General features: G+C 61.5%; 24 protein-coding genes. 14 read left to right on the top strand and 10 right to left on the bottom strand.

Going from position 1 to position 19,075, the window contains the following annotated elements; genetic code table 11:
* Positions 1 to 62 precede the first annotated feature (62 nt).
* Positions 63 to 683 carry an alpha/beta hydrolase gene (locus VOI35_RS09545; RefSeq protein WP_407275817.1) on the top strand — a complete coding sequence of 207 codons (621 nt, stop codon included), beginning with the start codon at positions 63 to 65 and terminating at the stop codon, positions 681 to 683.
* Positions 684 to 695: 12 nt separating this feature from the next.
* Here VOI35_RS09545 and yfbR read toward each other — a convergent pair whose 3' ends face one another.
* Both yfbR and dgt read right to left on the bottom strand, forming a co-directional pair.
* Positions 696 to 1,301, bottom strand: coding sequence for a 5'-deoxynucleotidase (yfbR, locus tag VOI35_RS09540; protein WP_407275816.1), 606 nt, complete (start codon positions 1,299 to 1,301; stop codon positions 696 to 698).
* The gene (dgt, locus tag VOI35_RS09535) at positions 1,298 to 2,770 is read right to left on the bottom strand and encodes a dGTP triphosphohydrolase (protein WP_407275815.1); all 1,473 of its coding nucleotides are present in this window, start codon (positions 2,768 to 2,770) and stop codon (positions 1,298 to 1,300) included. The genes yfbR and dgt overlap by 4 nt, the downstream gene beginning before the upstream one ends.
* Here dgt and VOI35_RS09530 point away from each other — a divergent pair.
* Positions 2,696 to 3,718, top strand: coding sequence for an NAD(P)-dependent oxidoreductase (locus VOI35_RS09530; protein ID WP_407276828.1), 1,023 nt, complete (start codon positions 2,696 to 2,698; stop codon positions 3,716 to 3,718). The genes dgt and VOI35_RS09530 overlap by 75 nt on opposite strands.
* 13 nt (positions 3,719 to 3,731) lie before the next feature.
* On the opposite strand, the gene VOI35_RS09525 is transcribed toward VOI35_RS09530, so the two are convergent.
* The 3 genes from VOI35_RS09525 to VOI35_RS09515 form a co-directional block, all read right to left on the bottom strand.
* Complete coding sequence (locus tag VOI35_RS09525; RefSeq protein ID WP_407275814.1) at positions 3,732 to 4,286, bottom strand: DJ-1 family glyoxalase III; 555 nt, start codon at positions 4,284 to 4,286, stop codon at positions 3,732 to 3,734.
* A 101-nt stretch (positions 4,287 to 4,387) separates the two neighbouring features.
* Positions 4,388 to 5,755 carry a S41 family peptidase gene (locus VOI35_RS09520; RefSeq protein WP_407275813.1) on the bottom strand — a complete coding sequence of 456 codons (1,368 nt, stop codon included), beginning with the start codon at positions 5,753 to 5,755 and terminating at the stop codon, positions 4,388 to 4,390.
* A gap of 106 nt (positions 5,756 to 5,861) precedes the next feature.
* Positions 5,862 to 7,094, bottom strand: a complete 1,233-nt coding sequence (locus VOI35_RS09515; protein ID WP_407275812.1) for a murein hydrolase activator EnvC family protein — start codon at positions 7,092 to 7,094, stop codon at positions 5,862 to 5,864.
* Positions 7,095 to 7,292: 198 nt separating this feature from the next.
* Between VOI35_RS09515 and VOI35_RS09510 the strand changes: the two genes are divergently transcribed.
* The 8 genes from VOI35_RS09510 to VOI35_RS09475 all read left to right on the top strand — a co-directional run bounded on the left by VOI35_RS09510 (position 7,293) and on the right by VOI35_RS09475 (position 11,265).
* On the top strand, positions 7,293 to 7,622 hold the full coding sequence (locus VOI35_RS09510) for an ArsR/SmtB family transcription factor (protein WP_407275811.1): 330 nt from the start codon (positions 7,293 to 7,295) through the stop codon (positions 7,620 to 7,622).
* Between the two features lie 75 nt (positions 7,623 to 7,697).
* Positions 7,698 to 7,910 (top strand): DUF2892 domain-containing protein, encoded by a 213-nt coding sequence (locus tag VOI35_RS09505; RefSeq protein ID WP_407275810.1) that lies wholly within the window; start codon positions 7,698 to 7,700, stop codon positions 7,908 to 7,910.
* Between the two features lie 71 nt (positions 7,911 to 7,981).
* A complete protein-coding gene (locus VOI35_RS09500; protein ID WP_407275809.1) occupies positions 7,982 to 8,407 on the top strand; it encodes a rhodanese-like domain-containing protein in 426 nt (141 codons plus the stop codon).
* A 17-nt stretch (positions 8,408 to 8,424) separates the two neighbouring features.
* Positions 8,425 to 8,733 (top strand): glutaredoxin 3, encoded by a 309-nt coding sequence (grxC, locus tag VOI35_RS09495; RefSeq protein ID WP_407275808.1) that lies wholly within the window; start codon positions 8,425 to 8,427, stop codon positions 8,731 to 8,733.
* Positions 8,734 to 8,846: 113 nt separating this feature from the next.
* A complete protein-coding gene (gene trxC, locus VOI35_RS09490; RefSeq protein ID WP_407275807.1) occupies positions 8,847 to 9,293 on the top strand; it encodes a thioredoxin TrxC in 447 nt (148 codons plus the stop codon).
* 163 nt (positions 9,294 to 9,456) lie between these two features.
* A complete protein-coding gene (gene secB, locus VOI35_RS09485; protein WP_407275806.1) occupies positions 9,457 to 9,945 on the top strand; it encodes a protein-export chaperone SecB in 489 nt (162 codons plus the stop codon).
* An 11-nt stretch (positions 9,946 to 9,956) separates the two neighbouring features.
* Positions 9,957 to 10,961, top strand: coding sequence for an NAD(P)H-dependent glycerol-3-phosphate dehydrogenase (locus tag VOI35_RS09480; protein ID WP_407275805.1), 1,005 nt, complete (start codon positions 9,957 to 9,959; stop codon positions 10,959 to 10,961).
* Positions 10,951 to 11,265, top strand: a complete 315-nt coding sequence (locus tag VOI35_RS09475) for a hypothetical protein (RefSeq protein ID WP_407275804.1) — start codon at positions 10,951 to 10,953, stop codon at positions 11,263 to 11,265. Before VOI35_RS09480 ends, VOI35_RS09475 begins: the two co-directional genes overlap by 11 nt.
* Before the next feature lie 11 nt (positions 11,266 to 11,276).
* Here the strand turns inward: VOI35_RS09475 and tsaA are convergent, their stop codons facing one another.
* Together tsaA and trmL are read right to left on the bottom strand one after the other, a co-directional pair.
* Positions 11,277 to 11,969 carry a tRNA (N6-threonylcarbamoyladenosine(37)-N6)-methyltransferase TrmO gene (gene tsaA / locus VOI35_RS09470; RefSeq protein WP_407275803.1) on the bottom strand — a complete coding sequence of 231 codons (693 nt, stop codon included), beginning with the start codon at positions 11,967 to 11,969 and terminating at the stop codon, positions 11,277 to 11,279.
* Entirely contained in the window at positions 11,966 to 12,433 is a 468-nt protein-coding gene (gene trmL / locus VOI35_RS09465) for a tRNA (uridine(34)/cytosine(34)/5-carboxymethylaminomethyluridine(34)-2'-O)-methyltransferase TrmL (protein ID WP_407276827.1), read from the bottom strand. The genes tsaA and trmL overlap by 4 nt, the downstream gene beginning before the upstream one ends.
* Before the next feature lie 82 nt (positions 12,434 to 12,515).
* Here trmL and purD point away from each other — a divergent pair, with 82 nt between their 5' ends.
* The 4 genes from purD (at position 12,516) to VOI35_RS09445 (ending at position 15,845) form a co-directional block, all read left to right on the top strand.
* Complete coding sequence (purD, locus tag VOI35_RS09460; protein WP_407275802.1) at positions 12,516 to 13,799, top strand: phosphoribosylamine--glycine ligase; 1,284 nt, start codon at positions 12,516 to 12,518, stop codon at positions 13,797 to 13,799.
* 31 nt (positions 13,800 to 13,830) lie between these two features.
* Positions 13,831 to 14,607 carry an inositol monophosphatase family protein gene (locus VOI35_RS09455; protein ID WP_407275801.1) on the top strand — a complete coding sequence of 259 codons (777 nt, stop codon included), beginning with the start codon at positions 13,831 to 13,833 and terminating at the stop codon, positions 14,605 to 14,607.
* Positions 14,608 to 14,618: 11 nt separating this feature from the next.
* Positions 14,619 to 14,963, top strand: a complete 345-nt coding sequence (locus tag VOI35_RS09450) for a DUF4282 domain-containing protein (RefSeq protein ID WP_407275800.1) — start codon at positions 14,619 to 14,621, stop codon at positions 14,961 to 14,963.
* Positions 14,964 to 15,050: 87 nt separating this feature from the next.
* Positions 15,051 to 15,845, top strand: coding sequence for a hypothetical protein (locus tag VOI35_RS09445; RefSeq protein WP_407275799.1), 795 nt, complete (start codon positions 15,051 to 15,053; stop codon positions 15,843 to 15,845).
* Between the two features lie 41 nt (positions 15,846 to 15,886).
* Here the strand turns inward: VOI35_RS09445 and VOI35_RS09440 are convergent, their stop codons facing one another.
* From VOI35_RS09440 to VOI35_RS09430, 3 genes are read right to left on the bottom strand one after another with little or no spacing between them, the layout of a single operon-like run.
* Positions 15,887 to 16,351, bottom strand: a complete 465-nt coding sequence (locus VOI35_RS09440; RefSeq protein ID WP_407275798.1) for a chemotaxis protein CheX — start codon at positions 16,349 to 16,351, stop codon at positions 15,887 to 15,889.
* Positions 16,348 to 16,725 (bottom strand): response regulator, encoded by a 378-nt coding sequence (locus tag VOI35_RS09435; RefSeq protein WP_407275797.1) that lies wholly within the window; start codon positions 16,723 to 16,725, stop codon positions 16,348 to 16,350. Before VOI35_RS09435 ends, VOI35_RS09440 begins: the two co-directional genes overlap by 4 nt.
* A 3-nt stretch (positions 16,726 to 16,728) precedes the next feature.
* The gene (locus VOI35_RS09430) at positions 16,729 to 18,768 is read right to left on the bottom strand and encodes an ATP-binding protein (protein ID WP_407275796.1); all 2,040 of its coding nucleotides are present in this window, start codon (positions 18,766 to 18,768) and stop codon (positions 16,729 to 16,731) included.
* Positions 18,769 to 19,075 lie beyond the last annotated feature (307 nt).

Genomic DNA, 19,075 nt, shown 5'->3' with positions numbered 1-19,075 from the left:
AGGCTTTTTGCGGGGAATCAGAAAATCGTTATGTGTGAAATTGCTAATGGAGTGGGCTGCCGATGAGTTTGCCGCGCGCGCATCTGGTGTTATTACATGGCCTGGGTGCGGATGCGTCCGATTTGCGCCCGGTGGGGGAAGCGCTCGCGGCCTGGGTGCCCGGTCGGGATTGGTGCATTCACACCCCGGCCGCGCCCGTGGCGCCGGTGTCGCTGAATGGCGGCCTGAGGATGCCGAGCTGGTTCGATATCTACGGGATTGAGCCGACAGCGCCGGTGGATCAGGCCGGTATCGCCGCGGCGGCCGGGCGGATTGCGGCAGAGATCGACACGCTGCCGGGGGATGCGCCAGTCTGGCTGGGCGGCTTCTCGCAGGGGGGCGTGGTGGCACTGCACGCTGCCTGTCGGGTTCAGCGGCCATTGGCCGGGTTGATGTTGCTCTCGACCTGGTTGCCGGATGCGACGGGTTTTGCAGGCGCGCCTGCCTGTATCGAACTGCCGATTTTTGTCGGCCACGGCACGCAGGATGACATCGTGCCCGCGCCGGCCGCCGAGCGGCTGGTGGCGCGGTTGCGCGCGGTCGGCGCGACGGCACTGACGGCTCGGTTCTATCCCATGGCGCATCAGATTTGCCCGGAAGAATTGGGCGATTTGGCCGAGTGGATGTCTGCCGCGTCGGGCTGAATCGTGCTGGGCTCAGTCGTGACTCAGGTCATCGAGCGTCAGGCTGAAGCCCGCAAGAAAGTGTTCGCGGAAATAGGTGATGGCGGGGAGCTGTTCCGCCGCCGTATCCAGTTTCTTCTGTAAAAACTCTTCGGCTTTGCGAAATTCCAGATTGCCCGCGAAGCGTTCTTCCAGGCATTTGAGGTAGGCGGCCATCGAGTCGGCGGCTTTGACCACGCGCGCCACGGCGGGCTCGATGTGTTCGCTTTCGATTACCCGGGCAAATTCGTCCTGCAATTCTGCGGGGAGCAGGCGGGTGAGTTTCCGTTCGGCATGGGCTTCGAGCGCCTTGTAGGAATCGAGGATGTCCTGCCGGAAGTATTTGATTGGCGTGGGCAGATCGCCGGTGATGATTTCCGATGCGTCGTGATAGAGCGCGACGGTGACGATGCGGCCAATGTCGTGTTGCTCGCCGTGCAGCGTGTTGCCGATCACGGCGAGCGCGTGGGCGATCATCGCCACTTGCAGGCTGTGCTCCTGAATGTTTTCGGCGCGGGTGTTGCGCATCAAGCCCCAACGCACGATGTATTTCATGCGGGCGAGATAGGCAAAGAAATGGCTCTGAGGGGTCGGGTTCATCGGGTGGTCTCAGGGGGGCGGGTGAAGCCAGCTTCGCGCAGATGCGCCAGGGTGCGCACCGCGAAGCTGTCGGTCATGCCGGAGAGCATATCGGTCAGCAGTTGCGCTTCGCGGTAACGCAGCGGCATGGGGTTGCGTGGGTCTTCAAACACGCGGCGGTAGTTTTCGGAAATCAGTTGGTACAGATAGCTGGATAAAGGCCCGTTGCGCGGACTGGCGGGGTCGGCCGGATCGCGCCGGTCGGTGATGGCGAACCAAAAGGCATCCATCAGGCCGTGAATCACCTCGAAGCCAGTGAGTTCGACCTTCAGCACTGATTTGTGCCGGTACACATGTTGCCAATTGCACGCCTTGAGTGCGCTGAGCAGGCGGCCGGCGGGGGAGGCATCCAGCAACTCCTCGGTCAGGGTGTTGTTGCGGATGGCCGGCAACTGGGTGATGAAGCTGTCGGCCACGGCCTGCATGAGCGCCCCGATCGCCCGGATGCGAAAGGTTTGCATCGAGATGTCGTTGAGTTCTGCCGGGGATAGCCCGACCGCACGATACTGCCGATGTTCCCGCTCAGCCAGACGGCACATCTCCGTCACGACCGGGTCATCGTCGGCGTGGTGACGCAAAAACGCGAGAATATCGGTGAATGAAAGCAGCCCCTTTTTGACGGCATCTTCGGCATCCAGCACGGAATAGGCGATGTCATCACAGGCTTCCAGCACCCAGGTCAGCGGGTGGCGCTGATCCGGCGCGAGGCCGGTGGCGGTTTGCACGGCCTGCACCAGCGCCTGTTCGGACTGGAAATACCCGTGCTTTTTTCGTACCACGGTGCGCCGATCGCAGGCGTCGCTGGCGGTGGGGTATTTGATCAGCGCGGCCAGGGTGGCGACGGTGAGATTCAGGCCGTAATCGTCGTTGATCAATTGCAGTTTGGTGAGCAGCCGTAGCGTTTGCGCATTGCCCTCGAAGGCCAGAAAATCCTGCCGCATGGCGGGGCTGAGTCCGCTCGATTCGGCCAGTACGCGGTGCTGATGTTGCGCAAACCACCGGCTGATCGCCGCTTCGCCCTGATGTCCAAAGGGCGGGTTGCCCAGATCGTGCGCCAGCCCCAGCGTGGCGAGCAGCGCGGGAATATCACGGCGGGCATGGGGCAGCGCCGCCGCCAGACCCCGGTTGAAGACGAGATCGATGCCGATGGAGCGGGCGAGATTGGCCACTTCATGCGAATGCGTCAGGCGGGTGCGCACGCTGTCGCCGCGATCCAGCGGAAACACCTGGGTTTTGTCCGCCATGCGCCGCACCGGCGTGGAAAACAGAACCCGGTCATAATCGCGTTCGATTTCTGTCCGGGTTTCGGTGGCGAATAACGGCGCTGCGGCGGCGCTGGGGCGGCGGCGCGCGGCATTCAGCCAGCGCGACCACTGGGCGGTTTCGGGGTCGTCGGGGCTCGGCGACCGAACAGGCGCGGGGGGATTCATCGACGGCGGCGCTCGCAAACTGAAGGTGGCGGAAGCTGGGGAAAGTCCGTATTTTGCGGCATCATCCCACGAACGAAAACTACAGAGGAGCGTGTCATGCACATCGCCGTGATTGGCTTGGGGTTGATGGGGCGCGCCATCGCCCAGCGGTTGCAGTGTCAGGGGCTGCGCGTCACGGGTTATAACCGTTCGCCGGGAGCGCCGTTGCCTGGGGTGGCGATCAGCCAGGATCTGGCGGAAGCGCTGGCGGGTGCCGAGGTCGTATGGGTGATGCTGGCGGATGCGGCGGCTTGTACGGCCGTGTTGTGCGATCACGGTCAGGCGGCGGGGCTTGCCGGTAAAACGATTCTGAACGGTGCCACCATCGCCCCGGCGCAGTCGCGGGCGCTGGCGACCAGCCTCACCGCAGCCGGGGCGCAGTATCTTGAAACCCCGGTGCTGGGTTCCACCCCGCAGGCACAGGACGGCAGTCTGCAAATTCTGGTTGGCGGCGACCCCGCAGTATTTGCCGCCCAGGAACCGCTGTTGCGGTTGTTGGGTGTGCCCACGCATTTTGGTGCGATCGGTCAGGGCGCCGCGGTCAAACTGGCGATGAACCAACTGATTGGCAGCCTGACCGCCGCGTTTTCGATGAGTCTGGGTTTGGTGCAGCGCGAGGGGGTGGCCGTGGCGCAATTCATGGACACGCTGCGACAAAGCGCACTGTATGCGCCGACATTCGACAAGAAACTTGCGCGGATGGAGGCGCGTGCGTTTGTGCCGGCCAATTTTCCGCTCAAGCACTTGCAAAAAGACCTCCGGCTGTTCACCGAGGCCGCTGCAGAACGGCAGATCGACACGCGGTTATTGCAGACACTGAGCCAGGTGCTCGACGAGCGCGCCCGAGCAGGGCATGCGGATGAGGATTACAGCACGCTGTTTGCCCAGTTCGTACCGCCCGAGGGCTGAAAACGCGGCCGGTTCAGCGCACCAATCCGGCTTCGACCTCGTCGCGCAGGGCTTTCCCGCTGAGTTGTTCGATGAGGGTCAGCGCAAAATCCATCGCCGCACCGGGGCTGCGACCCGTGATGAGCTTGCCATCGACCTCGACCGCTTGCGTGCTTACGCTGGCACCGGCCTGCTCTTGCTCGGTCAATGCGCCGGGGTAATGCGTGATGCGTTTGCCGCGGATCAGCCCGGCTTTGGCCAGCACTTTCGGCGCGGCGCAGAGGGCGGCCACCCAGCGGCCTGCGGCGGCCTGGGTTTTCACTAAAGCAATCACGCGCTCATCGGCGGCCAGGTGATCCACACCCGGCTGCCCCCCGGGCAATACGATCAAATCGACGACCGCTTGTTTGTTGAGCAGCGCCAGATTGCCATCGGTGACGAGGCGGGTGCCTCGGGCGCCGGTGACTTCATCCTCCCGCAAGCTGAGGATCTGAATCTGAAATTTGGCGCGGCGCAGTAAATCGATGATGGTGACGGCTTCCAGCTCTTCGAAGCCGGGCGCGAGCAGGATCATGGCTTTGGGTGACATGGGTAACTCCTGTTTAGATGGCTGTAGAAATGATTCGACCCGGTAAGCTTATCGCGTCCGGGTCGGGAATGCAGAGCAGCGAATCGCTGCCTTTTGTGCGGTTATTGGCTGGCTTTCTGCTTGTCGCGCTGCGCCATGATGGCCATGCCTTTCAGCAGGCTCAGCCCTTCATAGAGCTGGTAGTCGGTTTCGACCAGCGGTTTGCCGTCGGTATCGAGCATTTGCTTGATCGGCTGCGCCGGGGTGGCCGGTTCCTTCTCGCCCTTTTTCTCGTTCGGATTGCCAAGATGGCCGCTCAGATCCGCTTCGCGGATATTAAAGACCTTGTCGATATCCGATACCTTGAGCTGGTGAACCTCGACATCCGGTGTGATGCCCTTGCCCTGAATCGAGCGGCCAGACGGCGTGAAGTACAGCGCCGTGGTCAGCCGCAACGCGCCGCCGTTGGACAGCGGCATGATCGATTGCACCGAGCCTTTGCCGAAGCTGCGCTCGCCCGCGATGAGGGCGCGGCCATCGTCCTGTAGCGCCCCCGCGACGATTTCCGAGGCCGAGGCCGAACCGCCGTTGATCAGCACCACGATCGGCGCCCCATTGAGCGCATCGCCTTCGTGCGCCTTGAAGCTCATTTTCGAGTCGGCATCGCGGCCATTGGTGTACACGATCAAGCCGCTGTTGACGAAGGTATCGACCACGCCGACCGCCGCTTGCAGCACGCCGCCGGGGTTGTTGCGCAGGTCGAGCACCAGCCCTTTGAGGGGATGGTTGTCGTTGTCCTTGACCAGTTGTTTGAGCGCATCATTGAGCTGCTCGCTGGTGTCTGACTGGAACTGCGCGATGCGCACATAGCCGAAATTCGGGTCGAGCATCCGCGCCTTGACGGATTTGACATTGATGATGGCGCGTTCGAGGGTGACATCAAACGGCTTTTCGACGCCATCGCGCACCAGGGTGAGTGTGATTTTGGTGCCGGGATCGCCCCGCATCAGCTTGACGGCGCGCTCCAGATCCAGCCCCTGGGTGAACTCGCCGTTGATCTTCACGATCTTGTCGCCGGATTTGATGCCCGCCTTTTGTGCGGGAGTGTCGTCGATCGGCGCAATCACGGTCAGCACCTTGTCTTTCATGCCGACCTGAATCCCCAAGCCGCCAAACTTGCCGGTGGTGGTTTCCTGCAGATCCTTGAATTCCGCCTTGTCGAGGTAGTTGGAATGCGGGTCGAGCCGGTCGATCATCCCGCGAATCGCGTTATCCATCAGTGTCTTGTCGCTGACCGGATCGACATAATCTGCTTTGACGCGGGTCAGCACATCGGTGAAGGTGCGTAACTCACTCAGAGGAATGCTGTTGTCCGAAGCCGTATTGGCTGCGTCGTCTTTATCGGCCATCGCGTTGATCGCAATCGCGACAGAAAAACCGAAGGCGGCAGCAACGCCCAAGGCAGTAGATTTGCGCAACCAGTGAGCCATGAATTTTATTACTCCATCAAAAGGTTGGTGGCTGTGACCAAAAAACGCGCCACGGTTCGCTTCGTGCGCAGATGATCAGCATAGCAAGGAAACCGACCCTGCGGCGTTATCGCCGTGCCTGACGATAGGCCGCCCATCGGCTCGGGTTGACGGGATCGTTCCCGCGTCGCACCTCGAAATATAACCCGCTCTCCCGTCCATTGAGCTGACCACAGCGGGCAATCACCGCGCCCGCGCTGACCTGTTGCCCCGTGCGCACGCTGAGCGCGCTGTTGTTGGCATACAGCGACAGATAGCCGCCCGGGTGTTTGAGAATCACCAGCTCGCCCCAGCCTTTCATGCTGTCGGCAAAAATCACGCGACCCGCGGCCACGGCGCGCACCGGGCTGCCCGCCGGGGCGGCAAAGGAAATCCCCTGGGCGCGCATGTCCCCATCGGCGATTTCTGCGCCATAGGCGCGCAGAATCTTGCCGGAAACCGGAATACCGCCATTGACCGCCGCCGGGGTCGCGGCAGGGCGTGGCGCCTGTGCTTCCAGTTCTTCTTCGGAGAGTGCGCTGCGCGGCTGAGCGCCCGACTGGGCGGGTGCGTGGGGTTCGCGCGCCGTTTTGGCCGATTGCGTCGCGGCGTTGAGTCGGACGATTTCTTCGTCCAGCGTTTTCTTCTTCGCCAAGAGTTCGGCCAGTGCTTGCGATTGGGCGTCTGCCTGGGCAACGAGCTGACTCAGCAGCCGGTTTTGTTCCGCCTGCGCCGCCTGGTAGCGCTGATGCTCGGCGTCGAGCTGTTGCTGTGCCTGATCCAGTTTCTGGGCGGCCCGCGTCAAGGCTTGCTGGTTGGCGGTGGCGGCTTGCTGATCGTGGTGTAATTCGGCGATTTGCTGGTTGGTCTGCGTCAGAATCTGCTGCAGGTAGTGTAAAAATCGAGCATCATCGAGTGCGTGGCGCGGGTCGAGGAGTGCGCCCAGCGGGTGCTGATTGCTCAGGCTGTAGGCCAGTCGCAAGCCGGTGTCGATTCGTTGTTTTTGTGCGCGCATCTGTTCATCGAGTGCCTCGGCGCGCGCTTGAAGTTCGGCTTGTTGGGCGGCGATCCGGTCGCGCTCATCGGCCAGATCATCCCGCTTCGCCTCAGAAGACGCCATGGCTTGCTGGGTGCGCGTGAGCTGTTGCCGCAAGGATTGTTGCGCCTTACGGGTGTGTTCCAGCGCCTGACGCTGTTGCTCGATCGCTTGATTGATCGTGCGGCTGTCGGGTGCCGCAAAGGCGAGCACCGGAACGGCAAGCCACAGCCAGGCGACAGCCAGCGGGCGTAAAAATCGAAAAAAAGCGTGATCGTGAAGCATAAAGGCAAAATTCGCGGCAAATTTTCAACGATGCACGACAATGCGGTGAAAAATCGTTAGTATGCGCCAAGATTTCTCTTCCGCCTGGCGAATCCTACGCGCGGGCGGCGGCGGTGGGTTGAGCGGGCGGGCACGGATGCCCCCGGGTGTCAGAACGCTCGAGCAGCCCGATTTTAGCGTTAAGTTCGGAAAGTACGAATGATTCTTGAAATGAATGAGTGTGGTTCGGAGCGATTGATGGCGCGCACGGAAGACATCGACCGCGCGTCGCGTTCGCTGAAGGCGATGTCACACCCGCTGCGGCTGAAGATTTTGTGCGTGCTGGGCGATCGGGAGCTGCATGTGCAGGAAATCGTCGATGCCGTGGGGACGACCCAAAGCAATATTTCCCAGCATCTGGCGATCTTGCGCGACAAGGGGATTCTCGCCTCGCGCAAAGACGCAAACCGGGTGTATTACCGGGTCTCCGATGCGCGCACGCTGCGCCTGATTGGCATGATGCAGGAAGTGTTCTGCCCCTTTAATTGATGGGTCATGAATTTGACCCAGAACGACACGGAAGTCGATTGATCTGATTAATCAACGATCTGTGGAGTTTGACTGATGACGACCGACCGCATTGTCCGCATCATGGCGGGGCTGATGATTTTACTGAGCCTGATTTTGGCGCACCTGACGCAGCAGGTGGATTTGTCGCACCCCAGCTGGCTGTGGTTGACGGCATTCGTTGGCCTGAATCTGTTCCAGAGCGGCATTACCCGGTTTTGCCCGATGGATTCGATTCTGGCGAAGCTGGGCGTGCGGCGCGCGCAATAATCGATTGTTTGGTTTTCGATCGGTATCTTCCGCCATAATTGGCGGAATTTTTTTGTCAGGGGCAGAGTGCCATGCAGGAATTGATGGATTTTTTGATGCGTCACTGGATGCTCACGCTGGCGGCCTTGGTGCTGACCGTCATGCTGATTGGCAACGAGCTGACGCGGGGCATGAAGAAGTTTCGTGATCTCGGTGCGGCGGAATTTGCCCGCGCGATCGGCCAGGAAAACGCCCTGCTCATCGATGTGCGCGAAACCGATGAATTCCGGGGCGAGCATATCAAGGGTGCGCGCCACATTGCGCTGGGTTCGCTGGCGGGGAAGCTGGGCGAGCTTGAATCACACAAGGCCAGCCCGGTCTTGGTGTATTGCCGTTCGGGTAACCGCTCTTCGGCGGGCGCCAATATACTGGTCAAGGCGGGTTTCACGAATGTCGCGCATCTGGCCGGGGGCATCATGGCGTGGAAGGGCGAGAGCTACCCGGTCACAAAGAAGTGAATGGAGGAGCCGATGTCATGGATGCGTCACCAATGACCAATCCGCCCGAAATCGTCCTTTATGGCAGTGCGTTGTGTCCGTATTGCCATATGGCCAAGCGGCTATTGAGCAAACAGGAGCTGGCCTATACGGAAATTTCCGTGGATTTTCACCCGGCGCGGCGCGATGAAATGGAGGCGCGCAGCGGTCGGGAGACTGTGCCCCAGATTTTTATCGGGGCTACGCATGTGGGCGGCTTCGATGATCTGTCTGCCTTGGTGGCGCGGGGTGAGTTGCCTGCCTTGTTGCGACGGGAATCCGGTTCGCCCGCTGATCCGGCGGTTTGAATTCGATCTGCCCCGCAGGGTTTTCCGGCAAGACTGGAAATTCTCGGTGCCTGCCCTATATCGCTGGGGTGAGGCTCGTCGGTTTCGACTCGTCGGTTGAGGAGGTGTTCATCATGTCTGCCGAGTCCATCCATGTCGTCTGCCCGCAGTGTGCGGCGGTCAATCGTATTCCGTCCGAGCGCACCGGAAGCGGTCAGTGCGGCAAATGCGGTGCGCCCTTGTTCAGCGGTCAGCCGATCATCCTGAACGATGCCAACTTCGCGCGGCACATTGCCCGGAATGACCTGCCGGTTCTGGTGGATTTCTGGGCCACCTGGTGCGGTCCCTGCCAGATGATGGCGCCGGTCTTCGCCCAGTTGGCGGAGCGTCACCGCACGGATTTGCGGGTCGCCAAGCTCGATACCGATGCCGCGCCGCACACCTCGGCGCAATTCGCCATTCGCAGCATCCCCACCGTGATTCTGTTCCGTGGCGGGCGTGAGGTGGCGCGTACGGCGGGCGCGATGCCGCTGGCGCAACTGGAGCAATGGCTCACGCCCTACCTGAAAAATGCGGGTTGAACCGGGCGCGCGGAAAATTCCGCCTGGCCAATGGCGCCCGGACATTGGCCGTTGACGGGAATTGCCCGGATCGCCCCCGTTGGCGCGCGGTCTGGGTACAATGCCCGCCCCGTGCGAATGATTTGTTTGCCCTTTTCCACCCACCCATGCAAGGGAGTGACCCATGACCGAATACGCCAACGGCGATGCCGCCGCCCAAGCTGCGGTTGAATCGCAGTTCATCATCCAGAAGATTTACCTGAAGGATGTGTCGTTTGAATCGCCGCAGACCCCGGATATTTTCGTGGCCAGTGACTGGTCGCCCGAGGTGAATGTGCAGGTGGCCAACAACGCTCGCCAATTGGGTGAAGGCGTGTTCGAAACGGCCTTGACCATCACCGCCACGGCCAGCCATAACAACGAAACCATTTATCTGGCGGAAGTGCAGTACGCCGGAATTTTCACTATCGTTGGCTTCGATGAGGCGCAAACCCAACAGATTCTGGGTGCGTACTGCCCGAACTTGATCCAGCCGTATATCCGCGAGACGGTAGCGGATCTGGTGATGAAAGGTGGTTTCCCGCAGCTGGTATTGCAGGCGATCAATTTTGATCAATTGTTCGCGCAGCATCAGCAGGAACAGCAGGCCGCCGCGCACGGTCGTCCGCAGTAATCGCTGTCGAGATGGATGCAGCGCGCAGGATTGCGGTACTGGGCGCGGGCTCCTGGGGCACGGCGCTGGCTATTGTATTGGCGCAAAACGGGCATCCGGTTGCCCTATGGGCGCGCGATGCGGGGCTGGCGGCGCGCTCGGCGGCCGATCGGGTCAATGCCCGTTATCTGCCGGACTGCCCGTTCCCCGAAGGGCTCGACATCACCGCTGACTTGCCCGCCGCCTGCCGGGCAGCTGAGCAAATCTGGCTGGCCTTGCCCACCAAATCTCTGGCTCCATTTCTTGAGACGCAGGCGCGGCACTGGTCGCCCAATGCGCTGATCGTCAATGCCGCCAAGGGGTTTGAACCGGGCACTGGTCGGTTCATCAGCCAGTTGGTGGCCGATCATTGTCCGGCGGCAGGGTTTGCCGTGATCTCCGGCCCGACCTTCGCGCATGAAGTGGCCACCGGCAAGCCCTCGGCGATCACGGTGGCCAGCGCCGATCTCGCCTCGGCGGAGGTCGTGGCGGCGACATTGCGCAATGCTCGGCTGCGTACCTACCCCACCGCGGATGTGGTCGGAGTGGAGTTGGCCGGCGGCTTGAAAAATGTGCTGGCGATTGCCGCCGGGGTGGCCGATGGCTTTGGCTTTGGCGCCAATGCCCGCGCCGCGCTGATTACCCGGGGCTTGGCCGAATTGATGCGTCTGGGGGCGGCGCTGGGCGCGCAGGCGAGCACCTTCATGGGCTTGGCCGGGGTGGGCGATTTGGTGCTCACCTGTACCGACGATCAATCCCGCAATCGCCGGTTCGGGCTGAAACTCGCGCAGGGCTACCGCACCGAGGAGGCCGTTGCCGCCATCGGACAGGCGGTGGAAGGCATTGGCGCGACGGCGGAAGGGGCGCGTCTGGCGGCACGGTTTGGGGTGGATATGCCCATCGTGCACGCGGTGCATCAAGTGTTGTATGACGGCGTGCCGGCGCGTGAGGCCGTGTCATTACTGCTCGCGCGCGAACCCCGGCACCATGAAGACTAGTCCTGCGTCCTTGGGGTGGCGTCACACGGGTTGGGTTCTGCTGGGTTTATATGTCTTGCTGACGGTGCTGTGCCTGTTGGCGGCCGCAGTGACGGATGACCCCAAGGGGCGATTTGTCTTGTTGCAACTGCCGCTGGCTCTGCCCTTGGGTGGGCTGGTTGCGCTGGGGTTTGGTCCATTGCTGGCGGATTTGAGCTGGTGGGCGGCGTATGGCGTGATTGGCGTGCCGACGGCACTGGGCTTGTATGCGGTCGGTTGGGGTTTTGATGTGCTTACGCGGGCGCTATATCGCCGCTGGTTTTGATGGGCGGCGGCTTATTCGACGGGCTCGATCGCAAGAATCCAGATGCGGGCATTGTCTACCCGGAATTTCACGAGCCAGTCCGCGAGTGGGCAGGCGTAAACCCGCAGGGGGTCGGTATGAAACGCCGGTCGCGGATCGAGTGATAGGGTTTGTTCGATCAATTCGCGGGCGCTGCTCGGCAGGTTTGCCCGTGCCTCGGGCGCGAGCGCCGACCAATCCACCGGAATGCGCGGGGGTGGTTCATTCGCCATGCCGCTTTGGCTGTGTGCCGGGCAATCGGTGAAGGCGATATAGGGTTTGATGTCGAGGATCGGCGTGCCGTCGAGCAGATCCAGCCCGCGTACCTGAATCCGCACCCGCCCGCCGACTGGTTCGACCCCTTCGAGCCGAACCAGCGAGAGGCCCAGCGGATTGGGGCGTGCGGGTGCGCGGGTGGCGAACACACCCAGGCGCGTATTGCCGCCGAGCCGCGGTGGGCGCACGCTGGAAACCGGCTGATGCGGTCGGTCGTGGATTTGCCAGATCAGCCACAGATGGGAGTATTGCGTGATGCCGACCCAGGCTTCCGCGCGATCCCAGGGCGGGATCGGTTCGAGCGTGCCGGGCGCGTCCACCAGCCCCGATTGGCGCGGAATCCCAAAGCGGCTTTTGAAGGGGCTGCGGGCAATCGCCACCGCCTGGCAGGTCACGCCGGAGCGGTTCATCGCGCGGCGCCCGCAAAGTCGAGTTGCCGCCACACTTCATACACGGCGATCGCCACGGTGTTCGAGAGATTCAGGCTGCGGGAATGGCCGCGCATCGGCAGCCGCAGGCGCCGGTCGGCTGGGCATTCCTGCAGCAGGGCGGCGGGCAGTCCTCGGCTTTCCGGACCGAACACCAGCACATCCCCGGCGGCGAACGCGGTGTCGAAAAAGCCAGTCTCACCCTTGGTAGTCAGGGCAAACCAGCGCCGTCCGGCAAAGTGCGCCCGGGCGGCGACCCAGTCGGGGTGAATGTGGACCTCGGCGAATTCGTGATAGTCCAGCCCCGCGCGGCGCAGCGCCTTTTCCTCCATCGCAAAGCCGAGCGGTTCGACCAGATGCAGCCGCGCGCCCGTGTTGGCGCACAGGCGGATAATGTTGCCGGTATTGGGCGGGATTTCTGGTTCGAAAAGCACGATATCGATCATCGACGCAGTATAGCCGGGCGCGGCCAGCGGCTGGTTTGTGGCACACTGCGCGGCATGAATTTTCGCGTGATTTGAGGTGGGTATGAAGGTATTGGTCATCGGGGGCGGCGGGCGCGAACATGCGCTGGCCTGGAAATTGGCGCAATCGCCGCGGGTCAGCCGGGTGTTTGTCGCGCCCGGTAATCCGGGCACGGCGACAGAGGCCAAGTGCGAAAATGTACCGGTTGCCGCCACCGACATCGCCGGTCTGCTCGCCTTTGCCGGGCAAACCGGCATCGATCTCACCGTGGTCGGCCCCGAGGCGCCCTTGGTGGCCGGGGTGGTGGATACCTTCCGCGACGCAGGGCTCAAAATTTTCGGCCCGACCCGCGCGGCGGCACAGCTCGAAGGCTCAAAAGCCTTTGCGAAGGATTTTCTGGCGCGCCACCGGATTCCGACTGCGAGCTATCGGGTGTTTACCGAAACTGCGCCCGCGCTCGCCTATGTGCGACAGCATGGCGCGCCGATCGTGGTCAAGGCCGACGGGCTGGCGGCGGGCAAAGGTGTGATCGTGGCGCAGACCGTGGCCGAGGCCGAGGCGGCCATCACCGATATGCTCGGCGGCCAGTTCGGCGCGGCGGGCGCGCGCGTGGTGATCGAAGATTTCCTCGCCGGTGAAGAGGCCAGCTTTATCGTGATGGTCGATGGCCACCACATTCTGCCGATGGCTACGAGCCAGGATCACAAGGCGCGCGATGACGGCGATCAGGGGCCGAACACGGGCGGCATGGGCGCCTATTCCCCGGCGCCGGTGGTGACGCCGGCGATCGCCGAGGCCGTGATGCGCAGCATCATCGAACCGACCGTGCGTGGGATGGCGCTCGATGGGCTGCCGTACACCGGGTTTCTCTATGCCGGGCTGATGATCGACGAGGCGGGCTCCGCCCGGGTGCTGGAGTTCAACTGCCGGTTTGGCGACCCGGAAACCCAGCCGATCATGCGGCGGCTGGATTCGGATCTGGTGGATCTGCTCGAAGCTGCGGTAGCCGGTGCGCTCGATGGCGTGCAGGCGCAGTGGAACCCGCAACCGGCGGTGGGCGTGGTGATGGCCGCCGCGGGCTATCCCGCCGAGGTGCGAACGGGTGATGTCATTCACGGCCTGACGGCGGTGCCGACGGGCGTGAAGGCGTTCCATGCGGGCACGCGGCAGGCGGGGGATGCTGTGGTGACGGCGGGCGGGCGCGTGCTGTGCGTCACCGCGCTCGGCGATACCGTGGCCGCCGCGCAGCAGGCGGCTTATGCGGGCGTGGCCGCCATCCAGTTCGACGGCGGCTTTTATCGCCGGGACATTGGCTGGCGCGCCGTCGCCCGCGAACAGAAAAAATAACCGATTGATTTATATACATTAGGAGCCATTCATGGCAAGTCCATTTCTTCAAGCCGCGTTGGCGGCCGCCCGTGCCGGGGAAGCCGTCGTGCGTAAATACTGGCAACAAAACATTGCGGTCACCATCAAGGCGGATGCCACCCCGGTGACCGTGGCAGATGTGGAAACCGAAGAAGCGATCAAGGCCGTCATCATGGCCGCGTTTCCCGACCATGGCTTTTACGGCGAAGAAACCGGCAAAACCCGCCCGGACGCCGAATACACCTGGTTGGTCGATCCGATCGATGGCACCAAAAGTTTTGTGCGCGAATATCCGTTTTTCTCAACGCAAATCGCGCTGATGCGCGGCAACGAGCTGATCCTGGGGGTCTCCAGCGCGCCCGTGTTTGGCGAATACGCCTACGCCGAGCAGGGGGCGGGCGCCTTCTGGATGGATAAACAGGCGCGCGTCAGCCGCATCGAACAGATGAGCGCCGCCACGCTGTCGGTCGGCAACCTCAAAACGCTGGCGGGGAACCCCACGGGCTGGATGGGGCTGGCGAGTCTGGTGCGCGAAGTGAACCGCACGCGCGGTTATGGGGATTTCTATCACTACCATCTGCTCGCCCGCGGCGCGATCGATCTCGTGATCGAATCGGATGTCAATGTGCTCGACATCGCCGCGCTTTCGGTCATCGTGCGCGAGGCCGGTGGCGTGTTTACCGATCTTTCCGGTGCGCCGGTCGGGCTGGAAACCACCACCGTCTGCGCCGCCGCGACCCCCGCGCTGCACGCCGAAGCCCGTCAGCGACTCGGCTTCGCCCGCTGAGATTGACCCTGGTGGGCGTTTGGTCGAGCCTGTGGGATTTTGTCCGCTTCCGGACGCTGATCAGCTCTGAGGTATTGATCGGCTTCTACTGGCTCGGCGCGGTCGTGATGCCGGGATTTGCGTTCTGGTTTTGGCGCTGGAGCCGGGCAAGATACCCGCTGCTTCGAACCGGGGCGGCGGAACTGGGGCACTGGCAGCAGCAATTTCTGAGTCCACGGCTTCGCCTGGCGCTCCTTCTCGCGGCGATCGCCGCGTTTGTCTTGATGGAGCTTTTCTGGCGCATGCTGTTCGAGTTTCTCATCGTCTATCTGCATATGGCGGAGGACTTGCAGCGACTGGTCGGGGCGAAATCCTGACCAGGCCCATCGATTCGCTGTGCTTGCAATTCACTTGATATGTAAATAGGATTAATTCCTGTTTGCGTTATTTCTTGTGTAGGCAATATGCGTGTTCTGGGTTTGGGACTGCGTGCTTGGTTGGTGGTTATTTTCTTTGCCGGGATGGGCTTTGGGTCGCCACAGGCATTCAGCGCGCAAGATTGGCGGTGTGATGTGGATGATTTCGTGACCAAGGCAATCGGGATTGAAGAGCCTTGGTTGGAAAATTCCGGGTATCTCTACGCGCAAGCCAGTCGAGACAATCCGAGCACGCTGACTCTGGCGCCGGAGATCGAAGGCCGGTTAAGTGACCGGCTCGGTTTGGAGCTGGATTTGCCCGAATATAACGCTGATTTTCCTTTGGGTCGGCGGGCGGGTGCATGGGGGCCGACGGCGGCCGGTTTGAAGTTTGGGCTTTTGCATGAATGCCAGCCATCCCAGGGGACGGCCACCCTGGTCACAGTTGAGTTAGAGGGGCAGTATTCTCCGCAGTCATTGGGGGGCGAGGGCAATTCGGTCTCCCCCCAAATCATGTGGGCACAACTGTGGTATCCCTGGTTTACGCAAGGTGAGGCGGGGTATACACAGCAAGTCGGGCATGGGGTGACCAATGGCTGGTTTTTCAATACCAGCCTTGGCCGAGCCATTCATGGGGTGTATGCGGTGCAGCTTGAAGTCGAGGGGGATAACCAGTGGGTGATGCCTGATGGACAGCGCGGCGTGGAGGGCTATGTCATGCCGCAAGTGGCCTATCATGCGTCGCCTCGCTGGTTGATCGCGATCGGTGAACAGGCTGGGCGGCAACAAGGGGTGTCGCAAACGCACTGGTCAACCTGGGGCATGCTGGAGCGGGAGTTCTGAGCTGCGCCCGCTCACGAGCCGATCGGTGTCACGGGTTGGCGTCATTGGGCGGTGCGAATATCCACCACGAGCAATGCCTTGTACTTTTTCCAGCTCAGGGGAATGACATAAGGGCGTGAGGCAATGGCCGTTTCGGGCTCACCGCGCTGCGCCCGTGGGGTGGAAATGGTGAAGCGTTCGCCAAAATAGCTGCGGGCGTTACCGGCCAGAGTATTGGCAATTTCGCCGACCTGATCGAGGAGATTGCTTTCGGTGAGCACGGTTTCTCCCTGTGCCAGCAGCAGATGGCGCAGCAGGGCGCTGGGGGCTGAAAAATAGACCTGCCCCTGGTATTGCCCGCTGATGGCGATCAGCCCGGTGTATTCCTGAATGGGGATTTCGTGCAGGGACAGATACGACGGCAACACATCGGCGAACTCCTGGGTCAGGTGTTGGAAGTAGTGGGTGAGCGCATCGATGAAAACGCGCAGGTCCTGTTCGTCCAGGTGGTGTTTTAATGCGCTCATGCCATTAACTCCCTCAGTGCATCCAGCAATTGTTCGTCGGTGAACGGTTTGTATAAAAACCCGTTGGCGCCGTTTTTGATGGCCTGCAACGCTGTGGCCTTGTCGCTGAGGGCAGACACCACGAGGATGCGAATGTCTGGTCGGATTCCGATCAGCTCCTTGACGCACTGGATGCCATCCATCTCGGGCATGGTGAGATCCAGCGTGACCACATCGGGGTAATGCTGGTGGCACAGGGTGACTGCCTGCACCCCATTGCGTGCCAGACCGATGATTTGCATCCCCGGCCAGGCGTTGCCAACGATGCGCGCAATCCGGCTGCGAATGATGTTGGAGTCATCGACGATCAGGAGGCGAAGCTGGGGTGCATTCATGGCTTACACCGTGAACCGGATCAAGAATTCGGTATTTTTGTGCGGTACCGAGCTGATGCGCAGCCGCCCCCCTAGGTTGGCGACCTGTTCTTTGACCACATCCAGCCCCACCCCATGCCCGGCGTCGCGGTTGGCGTGATCGAGGGTCGAAAAACCGGGCTCGAAAATTTGCATGACGATCTGGCGCTGATCCCATTGCGCGACTTGTTCCGGCGTATACCGGCCGCTGCGGATGAGCTTGTCGCGAATCTGCTCCGGATCGATGCCGCGGCCATCGTCGCGCACTTTCAGGGCGAATTCGTCGTCTGCCGGGCGAAGCAGGCTGATCTCGATCGTGCCCGCCTCATTTTTAGCGCGCCCGATGCGTTCATCGGGCGGCTCAATGCCGTGGGTGGCCGCGTTGCGCAGCAATTGCACGGCGATGGCATTGAGGGTGGTCTGGGTTTTCTCGGGGAGCTGTTCCAGCAGCGCCAAATCGGTCTGCAGCGTCAACAATTTGCCTTGATCGCGTGCGATGCGTTGGGCGAGTTGGTCGAGGTGTTTGGCATGCGCCGTGACGGAGCGGCTGTCTGCCGCGTTGTGGTTCATGCGCAGCACGAGATCCCGAACCGAGTGCAGGCGCTCCAGAAAGGCATCGATTTTGAGCGGAATGCTGACCAGATCGTGCCCTTCGATCCGGGGCTGTTCACGCAACTGGCGCAACACCGCTTCGAACTCCCCGGCCATTTGTTCGAAAATATCCAGCCCCAGCATGGCGGCATCACCTTTCAAGCCATGCACGCGCCGGAAAATCCCGTTGATCAGCAGCAAGTGGTTTTGCGTGCTGGTTTGGCTGGATTGCAGTTGCCCGTTGATTTCTTCCAGCGTTTGTTGTGCCTGATCGAGGTAGTGCATCAGGCTGGCGTTGTCGATGCTGAGTAATTTGAGCAACGCCTCGACTTCGCCGTGGGTGCGTGAAGTGACGGCTTCCAGTTCCTGTTGCAGGCGAATCTGTTCGCTGACCTCTTGTACGGTCACGAGCAGATGCGAGATTTTCCCTTGCACCAGTACCCGATTGAATTGCACGCTCAAATAGCGTGTGTCGGTCGCTCCGCGCCCCTGCCCATCCTGGATGGCCACGAGATTGATCGGGTTGAGATCGCGCATCAAGTTTTCCTTGACGCGCTCGCCAAACAGCAGCTCGATGTAATCTCGGGTTGCCTGGAGTACCTCGGGGTTGAGCCGGTTTTCCAGCACGGTGAGCAACGGCGCGCCGGGCTGAGCCTTATCCCCCAAAATACTCGGTAGCGAGGCGGAAACTTGGTTGCCGATCCGCAAGTCGGGCCCCAGCAGAAACAGCCCCTCTTTGACGGTGGAAAGAATCTCCTGGGTTTCCTGTTGTGCCGCTTCGATGATCTGATCGCTCTCGCGCAATTGCCGCAAAAAGTGAAACAGGATGAAGCCGAAGTTGAGCAGAGCCAGGGCAATCCCAATCGTTTGAATCAGGCGCAGGCGCTGCGCTTTGGCCGAGGCTTCGCGTTCCAGTTGCGTGGTCAGGTCGTTCATCAGGCCCAATAACTTCACATTGCGCTCAAGACCGATCTGTACCGCCGCATGGAGCTGTGTGGCGTCGATGGGGCTGTGCGACAAGGCCGACTGGATGGCATCCAGATAAGGTTGCCAGAGTGTATCGGACTGACTCAGGATTGCCTGGCCGGCGGCACGCACCGGTTGCAGCGTCACGGGACGGTTGTTTCCCCCAAGCACGGTGCCGCCGTGGGCGAAGGCATCAAGGGTGCTGTTAAATAAATCGACCGTGGTGCGGAGCTCCTTGAGGGCGTTGTCATCCGGTTTTCCCTGCATCGTTTGCAGATCAATGGTGACCAGGGATTTGGTCATGCGCTGGGAGAGCATGCGTTGGCGACCGGCCAGATTGATGGCGACGGCATCAGAAGAAATCTGAAACGAGGTGTAGAAATTCAGCACCAGCACGCCGAGGTCGAAGAGCAAAAATGCGGCAATGGCCAGAACGATCTGCCGATATTTTTTCGGGATGATGTTCATGAGATACCTCGTGAAAACATGGTGTTATATTTGGTTCCCGGTCGATTGATGCGTGCTTTCGACGAAGGGGCGTGGCAGGGTCGGTGGGCTGAGGCGCCGCACCGATCCACCGGGCGCGCGTTGAGGGCTGGCCTGCGGTTCATCGAAAGTTTCTCCAAAAAAAACGCGCCTGGCTGGTGAGCGGGGAGTTGCCGCACCAGAACGCAGACGCCGTTGTCGAACACGCTCCGCCGTTGGAGCGCAGTGTGCCTCAAGCAACTTTAGTGCCAGCACCCTGTGTTTAGGCGGAATCGGGGTCGGTCGAGCG

The organism is Halothiobacillus sp. DCM-1 (genome assembly GCF_045689735.1).
In the GTDB taxonomy this organism is placed as follows: Bacteria; Pseudomonadota; Gammaproteobacteria; order Halothiobacillales; family Halothiobacillaceae; genus Halothiobacillus.
The sequence above is the reverse complement of the archived record's forward strand: the minus strand, read 5'-3'. Positions and strand labels throughout refer to the sequence as shown.

What these genes read in the sequence shown, in the direction of transcription:
- VOI35_RS09545 (WP_407275817.1), top strand. Translation starts at nt 63, where the DNA reads ATGAGTTTGCCGCGCGCGCATCTGGTGTTATTACATGGCCTGGGTGCG.
- yfbR (WP_407275816.1), bottom strand. Translation starts at nt 1,301, where the DNA reads ATGAACCCGACCCCTCAGAGCCATTTCTTTGCCTATCTCGCCCGCATG.
- dgt (WP_407275815.1), bottom strand. Translation starts at nt 2,770, where the DNA reads ATGAATCCCCCCGCGCCTGTTCGGTCGCCGAGCCCCGACGACCCCGAA.
- VOI35_RS09525 (WP_407275814.1), bottom strand. Translation starts at nt 4,286, where the DNA reads ATGTCACCCAAAGCCATGATCCTGCTCGCGCCCGGCTTCGAAGAGCTG.
- VOI35_RS09520 (WP_407275813.1), bottom strand. Translation starts at nt 5,755, where the DNA reads ATGGCTCACTGGTTGCGCAAATCTACTGCCTTGGGCGTTGCTGCCGCC.
- VOI35_RS09515 (WP_407275812.1), bottom strand. Translation starts at nt 7,094, where the DNA reads ATGCTTCACGATCACGCTTTTTTTCGATTTTTACGCCCGCTGGCTGTC.
- VOI35_RS09510 (WP_407275811.1), top strand. Translation starts at nt 7,293, where the DNA reads ATGATTCTTGAAATGAATGAGTGTGGTTCGGAGCGATTGATGGCGCGC.
- VOI35_RS09505 (WP_407275810.1), top strand. Translation starts at nt 7,698, where the DNA reads ATGACGACCGACCGCATTGTCCGCATCATGGCGGGGCTGATGATTTTA.
- VOI35_RS09500 (WP_407275809.1), top strand. Translation starts at nt 7,982, where the DNA reads ATGCAGGAATTGATGGATTTTTTGATGCGTCACTGGATGCTCACGCTG.
- grxC (WP_407275808.1), top strand. Translation starts at nt 8,425, where the DNA reads ATGGATGCGTCACCAATGACCAATCCGCCCGAAATCGTCCTTTATGGC.
- trxC (WP_407275807.1), top strand. Translation starts at nt 8,847, where the DNA reads ATGTCTGCCGAGTCCATCCATGTCGTCTGCCCGCAGTGTGCGGCGGTC.
- secB (WP_407275806.1), top strand. Translation starts at nt 9,457, where the DNA reads ATGACCGAATACGCCAACGGCGATGCCGCCGCCCAAGCTGCGGTTGAA.
- VOI35_RS09480 (WP_407275805.1), top strand. Translation starts at nt 9,957, where the DNA reads ATGGATGCAGCGCGCAGGATTGCGGTACTGGGCGCGGGCTCCTGGGGC.
- VOI35_RS09475 (WP_407275804.1), top strand. Translation starts at nt 10,951, where the DNA reads ATGAAGACTAGTCCTGCGTCCTTGGGGTGGCGTCACACGGGTTGGGTT.
- tsaA (WP_407275803.1), bottom strand. Translation starts at nt 11,969, where the DNA reads ATGAACCGCTCCGGCGTGACCTGCCAGGCGGTGGCGATTGCCCGCAGC.
- trmL (WP_407276827.1), bottom strand. Translation starts at nt 12,433, where the DNA reads ATGATCGATATCGTGCTTTTCGAACCAGAAATCCCGCCCAATACCGGC.
- purD (WP_407275802.1), top strand. Translation starts at nt 12,516, where the DNA reads ATGAAGGTATTGGTCATCGGGGGCGGCGGGCGCGAACATGCGCTGGCC.
- VOI35_RS09455 (WP_407275801.1), top strand. Translation starts at nt 13,831, where the DNA reads ATGGCAAGTCCATTTCTTCAAGCCGCGTTGGCGGCCGCCCGTGCCGGG.
- VOI35_RS09445 (WP_407275799.1), top strand. Translation starts at nt 15,051, where the DNA reads ATGCGTGTTCTGGGTTTGGGACTGCGTGCTTGGTTGGTGGTTATTTTC.
- VOI35_RS09440 (WP_407275798.1), bottom strand. Translation starts at nt 16,351, where the DNA reads ATGAGCGCATTAAAACACCACCTGGACGAACAGGACCTGCGCGTTTTC.
- VOI35_RS09435 (WP_407275797.1), bottom strand. Translation starts at nt 16,725, where the DNA reads ATGAATGCACCCCAGCTTCGCCTCCTGATCGTCGATGACTCCAACATC.
- VOI35_RS09430 (WP_407275796.1), bottom strand. Translation starts at nt 18,768, where the DNA reads ATGAACATCATCCCGAAAAAATATCGGCAGATCGTTCTGGCCATTGCC.